This window comes from Streptomyces echinoruber, from assembly GCF_014651135.1.
Classification (GTDB): Bacteria; Actinomycetota; Actinomycetes; order Streptomycetales; family Streptomycetaceae; genus Streptomyces; species Streptomyces echinoruber.
Map to the genome: position 1 here is coordinate 1 of NZ_BMWH01000011.1, position 5,667 is coordinate 5,667.

4 protein-coding genes and 1 pseudogene are annotated in these 5,667 nt (G+C 72.1%); 2 read left to right on the forward strand and 3 right to left on the reverse strand.

The genetic code is table 11. The features are described from left to right. Nucleotides 1-195 precede the first annotated feature (195 nt). Both IE225_RS14835 and IE225_RS14840 read right to left on the reverse strand, forming a co-directional pair. On the reverse strand, nt 196-636 hold the full coding sequence (locus IE225_RS14835; RefSeq protein ID WP_308432499.1) for a DUF3017 domain-containing protein: 441 nt from the start codon (nt 634-636) through the stop codon (nt 196-198). A gap of 190 nt (nt 637-826) precedes the next feature. After that, nucleotides 827-1,681 (reverse strand): bifunctional methylenetetrahydrofolate dehydrogenase/methenyltetrahydrofolate cyclohydrolase, encoded by an 855-nt coding sequence (locus IE225_RS14840; RefSeq protein ID WP_190057974.1) that lies wholly within the window; start codon nt 1,679-1,681, stop codon nt 827-829. 289 nt (nt 1,682-1,970) lie between these two features. Here IE225_RS14840 and IE225_RS14845 point away from each other — a divergent pair, with 289 nt between their 5' ends. Further along, the gene (locus tag IE225_RS14845; protein WP_190057975.1) at nt 1,971-2,636 is read left to right on the forward strand and encodes an RDD family protein; all 666 of its coding nucleotides are present in this window, start codon (nt 1,971-1,973) and stop codon (nt 2,634-2,636) included. A 314-nt stretch (nt 2,637-2,950) separates the two neighbouring features. Further along, nucleotides 2,951-4,087: a sugar ABC transporter substrate-binding protein gene (locus IE225_RS14850; RefSeq protein ID WP_190057976.1), complete on the forward strand. Its 1,137-nt coding sequence runs from the start codon at nt 2,951-2,953 to the stop codon at nt 4,085-4,087. A gap of 34 nt (nt 4,088-4,121) precedes the next feature. On the opposite strand, the pseudogene IE225_RS14855 reads toward IE225_RS14850, so the two are convergent. Next, nucleotides 4,122-5,329, reverse strand: a pseudogene (locus tag IE225_RS14855) (RNA-guided endonuclease InsQ/TnpB family protein). Nucleotides 5,330-5,667: the final 338 nt, after the last annotated feature.

Consider the following 5,667-nt stretch of genomic DNA (forward strand, 5'->3'; position numbering starts at 1 on the left):
GGCGGCGGCCCGTCCCCGCTCGGGGGAGGGGACGGTCCGCCGCCGCGCGCTCCTGCCGCCCGACGGTCGGCCGCCGGACGGTGCGCGGCCCGACGGCGTGCGGCCCGACGGTCGGCCGCCGGACGGTGCGCGGCCCGACGGCGTGCGGCCCGACGGTCGGCCGCCGGACGGCGTGCCGCCGGTTGCCGCCGGCGGTTACTGCCGGATCGTGAAGTGCAGGACGTCGCCGAGGAACGGGATCTCCAGCCACGGTTTCGGCTGGGCCATCAGCGCCAGCAGGACGATCGTGCCGCCCAGCAGGCCGTAGGTGACGATGTCGGTGAAGCGGGAGCGTACGGCGAGCATGCCGACGCCGGGCAGGAGCCAGCGCAGGACGGCGCCGGTCAGGAGCGCGGCACCGACGAGCAGCGTGCCGAGACGGAACGCGTCCAGCGCGGTGAGCAGCAGACCGAGGCCGACGACCGCGAGCACGGCCAGCATCGGCCACTGCCGCGCGGGCGCGGGCGCGTCGCCCGGCGCCGCCCGGCCGCCGCCCTCCGGCCGGGCCGTGTCCCGGGTGAACAGCGGGAACCGGCGCGTGGCCCGCCGCGGCCGGCCCTCGGCGTCGGGCGCGCTGATGGGGTCGCGCACCACCAGCTCGTCCGGCCCGTCCTCCGTGCCCGTCCCGCGCCCGCTGCCGTCACCAACGCCGTCACCAGCGCCGTCTCCGCCGTCGTGCGCGTGCCGTTCCACGGCGGCCGCGTCCGTCTCCGTCGGCCCGTCCGTCTCCGCCGCCCCCCGGCCGGCGTCCGCCACGTACTTCCCGGGCTTCTCCGCGCCCCGCGTCTCAGCCGACACTGCGCTCCGCCGCCTCGACCACGTTGACGAGCAGCTGGGCCCGGGTCATCGGGCCGACGCCGCCGGGGTTCGGGGAGAGGAAGCCGGCCACCTCGGCGACGTCCGGGTGGACGTCGCCGACGATCCTGCCCTCGGCGTTCCGCGACACCCCGACATCCAGGACGGCCGCGCCCGGCTTGATGTCCTCGGCGCGGATCAGGTGCGGGGAGCCGGCGGCGGCGATGACGATGTCGGCGCGCCTGAGGTGGGCCGACAGGTCGCGGGTGCCGGTGTGGCACTGGGTGACCGTCGCGTTCTCGCTGCGCCGGGTCAGCAGCAGCGGCATCGGGCGGCCGATGGTCACGCCCCGGCCGACGACGACGACCTCGGCGCCCTTGATCTCGACGCCGTAGCGGCGCAGCAGGGTGAGGATGCCGTTGGGGGTGCAGGGGAGCGGCGCGGGCTCGTTGAGGACCAGCCGGCCCAGGTTCATCGGGTGCAGGCCGTCCGCGTCCTTGGCCGGGTCCATCAGCTCCAGGATGCGGTTCTCGTCGATGCCCCTGGGCAGCGGGAGCTGCACGATGTAGCCGGTGCAGGCAGGGTCCTCGTTCAGCTCGCGGACGACCGCCTCGATCTCCTCCTGCGTGGCCGTGGCGGGCAGTTCGCGCTGGATGGAGGCGATGCCGACCTCGGCGCAGTCGCGGTGCTTGCCGGCGACGTACTTGCGGCTGCCGGGATCGTCCCCGACCAGGATCGTGCCGAGGCCGGGCGTGACGCCCTTCTCCTTCAGCGCCGCCACGCGGGCGGTCAGATCGGACTTGATCGCGGCTGCGGTGGCCTTGCCATCGAGAATCTGGGCGGTCATGTCCCCATCCTCGCGGATGACGGGGCCCGGGTTCCAATCGGCCGTGTCCCGCTCCGGGCGGGGTGCGCGGGCGCGGAGCGCGGGGCGTGGGGCACGGGAAGATCGTCCGGATTGCGACCGCACAAACCTTGGTGCGACGGTCTGGACAAACGATCGGCCCGGCTAGAACCATGAGTGACGCAATCCTGCGGTGCGCGTCGGGGGGCAAACCGCTCACCTCGCCTGCTTCCTCCGTGCAGTCCGCGTCGTTCCCACTCGTGCAACGCTCGCGCAACGGAGGAAACCGGCCATGAGTTTTGGCTCACCCAACAACCCCTACGGCCAGCCGCAGGACCCCCAGCAGCCGGGGTACGGCTCTCCGCAGGCACCGCAGGGCGTGCCGCCGCAGGGCGGGTACGGCCCCCCTCAGCAGCCCGGTTACCCGAGCTACCCGCAGCAGCCGGGCCACCCGGGCGGGCCGGCCGGGCCGGGCACCGTGGCCTCCATGGGCCGCCGCTTCGGCGCCCGGTTGATCGACGGCCTGATCATCGGCGCCATATACGCCGTCCTCACGGTCGCCGGCGTGGCGGGATCCCTCGGCGCGGCCAAGGACTGCGACTCGAACGCCGTCGACTACCAGACCTGCATCGACAACGTGAGCTCCGATTTCGTGGCCAAGTTCGGTGCGGTGATCGGGGTCGTCGGCCTCGCCGGCCTGCTGTACGAGTGGCTGATGGTCGGTCTGCTGGGCCGGACCCTGGGCAAGATGGCCGTCGGCATCCGCGTCGTCAAGGCCGACACGGGCGCCAAGCCGGGGCTGGGGTCGGCGTTCCTGCGCTGGGTCATCCCGGCCGTGGGCAGTGTGGTCTGCGGCATCGGCCAGCTCGTCGTCTACCTCTCGCCCTTCTGGGACAAGTCCGGCCGCCAGCAGGGCTGGCACGACAAGGTCGCCGGCACCATGGTCGTCCAGCACTGAGGACGCCGGCCGCCCGCGTGCCACCGGGGCCGTGTCCTCCCCGCGCCGGGGAGGACACGGCCCCGCCGTGTTCCGCCCGCGCGAGCCGGACGGAACGCGACGGCACTCCCGCCCCTCCTGCGAGGCAACTCCCGCCCTTCCCGCGATGGCAACTCCTGCCCTCCCGCAAGGCAACTCCCGCCCTTCCTGCGAGGTATCTGTGAAGTGGCCGTGGGGAAAGGGTGGTTCCTCCTTGACGTCCCGCGCGGTGGCCGCGTTGGCTCTTCACTCGTCCCCGCCATCCGGCAACTCCCGTGCCCCGAAAGGCATTTGCAGTGAACGCTCGCACCACCCGCGGGGCCGCCGTGCGCCGTGCCGCCCTGGCCGCCGGCGCCGCCGTGTCCGCCGTCTGCCTCACCGCGTGCGGGGCCTTCACCGACACCGCGGAGGCCGACGGGTCCGCGCCGCCCGCGAAAAGCGGCGACATCACGGTGGGCCTGCTGCTGCCGGACCGGGACACCACGCGCTTCGAGAAGTTCGACCGGCCCGTCTTCACCCGGCGGATCGCGTCCCTCACCGCCCACCGGGGCAGGGTCCGCTACGCCAACGCCGGGGCGAGCGCGGCCCGGCAGAGCCGGCAGTTGCAGCAGATGATCGACGCGAAGGTGGACGTGGTCGTCGTGGACGCGGTGGACGGCAGGGCCATCGCGCCGCAGGTCAGGAAGGCGAGGGAGGCCGGCATCCCGGTCATCGCCTACGACCGGCTCGCCGAGGGCCCGATCGACGCGTACGTCTCCCACGACAACGAACTCGTCGGCGAGGTGCAGGGCCGCGCCCTCCTGGAGGCCCTCGGCAGCAAGGCCCCCACCAGCAGGATCGTGATGCTGAACGGCTCCCCCACCGACCCGAACAGCGCCCTGTTCGAGAAGGGCGCGCTCGACCAGCTGAAGAACAGCGTGGTCATCGCCAAGTCGTACGACACGCGCGCGTGGCTGCCGCAGGTCGCCGAGGCGAACCTGAAGAAGGCGATCCGCTCCGTGGGCCTGGGGAACATCGCCGCCGTCTACGCGGCCAACGACGGTCTGGCGGGCGCCGCCGTCAAGGCGCTGAAGCAGGCGGGCGCGACCAGGATCCCGCCGGTGACCGGGCAGGACGCGGATCTGGCGGCGGTGCGGCGGATCGTCGCCGGCGAGCAGTACATGACCGTGTACAAGTCGTTCACGGAGGAGGCGGACAACGCCGCCGAGATGGCGGTGGCCAAGGCGCAGGGCCGCTCCCTCGCCTTCGACGCGCTGGCCCGCGACAAGGTCGGCAACACCACCCGGAAGGACATCCCGGCGGCCCTGGTGCCCGTGGTCGCCGTCACCAGGGACACCGTCAAGGACACGCTCGTCCGGGACGGCGTCTACACCGTGCGGGACATCTGCACTCCGGCGTACGCGGCGGACTGCGCGGCGATCGGCCTGAATTGACATCCTCGCCGCCCCGGAGGACGGCGGTTCCCGCCTACCACGCCGTTGAAGGCTGCGGTGTCGGGTGGGTTCCCGCTTCGCCGCGCGGTGCCGGAACACGTTCCGGTCTTACCTGCGCTCCACGGGCCGACACGGCCAGTCCGGCCGCCTTGGCGACGTTGACCGCCGCGTTGATGTCCCGGTCCAGGACCGCCCCGCACGCCCTGCACGTCCACACACGGACGTGCAGGGGCTTCGGGCCGTCCTTCACACCACAGACGGAGCACACCTGGGAGGTCGGCTCGAACCGGCCGATCCGGATGAAGGTCCGCCCGTACCGGGCGGCTTTGTACTCCAGCTTGGCCACGAACGCCGACCATCCGGCGTCGTGGACCGACTTGGCCAGGCGCGTGCGGGCGAGCCCCTTCACCGCCAGGTCCTCCACAGCGACCGCTTGGTTCTCGCGGATCAGCCTTGTGGAGAGCTGGTGGTGGAACTCACGGCGCGCGTCCGCGACACGGGCGTGTGCCCGTGCGACATGGATCCTGGCCTTGTCGCGGTTGCGGGAGCCTTTCTGCTTGCGGGAGAGGGCACGCTGCGCCTTCTTCAGGCGCTTCTCGGCCCGGCGCAGGAAACGCGGACTGTCGATCCTCGTGCCGTCGGAGAGGACGGCAAAGTGCCCGAGCCCGAGATCGATGCCCAGCTCGGATGTCATCTGCGGCAGCACCTCGGACGGGCTGCTCTCCACCACGAGCGAGGCGAAATACCGGCCCGCGCTGTCCTTGGCCACCGTCACCGTGGACGGTGTCGAGGGCAGCGTCCGGGACCACTTCACCTTCACGTCGCCGATCTTCGGCAGGCGCAGCTTCCCGCCCGCCGTGATCGACCAGCGGGCGTTCGCGGTGAACCGCACCGCCTGCCGGGTGTCCTTCCGCGACTTGTACCGGGGGCGCCCCTGCGCGGGCGCTTGCCCTGCAGGCCGTCGAAGAAGTTCCGGTACGCGGCATCCAGGTCGCGGAGGGACTGCTGGAGGACGACCGCCGACACCTCGGCGAGCCATGCCCGCTCCGGGGTGTTCTTCGCCTCGGTGATGAGCAGCTTGGACAAGTCGCCCGTCTTCGGGAAAGGCAGCCTCTCGCTGCGGGCGGTCTCCCGAGCCCTGAGGGCGTCGTTGCAGACCACCCGCGCGCACCCGAACGCCCTCGCCAGTGCTGTGTGCTGACTGGCGCTCGGGTACAGGCGGAAGTTGTACCTAAGCTGCACACTGATCACGATACGCAATGGGTTTACGGGTATCGACGGAAACGTCCGTACTGGTCGTCCCTGTGTCTTCCGCGTGCATGTCCCCTTGGTTTTCGTGACGAAGTACCGGCACTCCGTCTTCGCCGGGTCCGTCGGCGGGGACACCCGTCAACATCGTCCAGCAGGACACCGAGCAGCAGAACAGGCCGCTCCGCCCCGGACCGAGGTGAACAGTGCGGATCCGCGCACAGCCGAGGTCGGAGCAGGCCAAAGAGTCGCTTCACCACCGGGTTGAAGCCCGGTGCACTGCGAAGAGACCCGGTAGCGCGCGGCGGAAGGGCGGGGGGGAACGCGCCGGG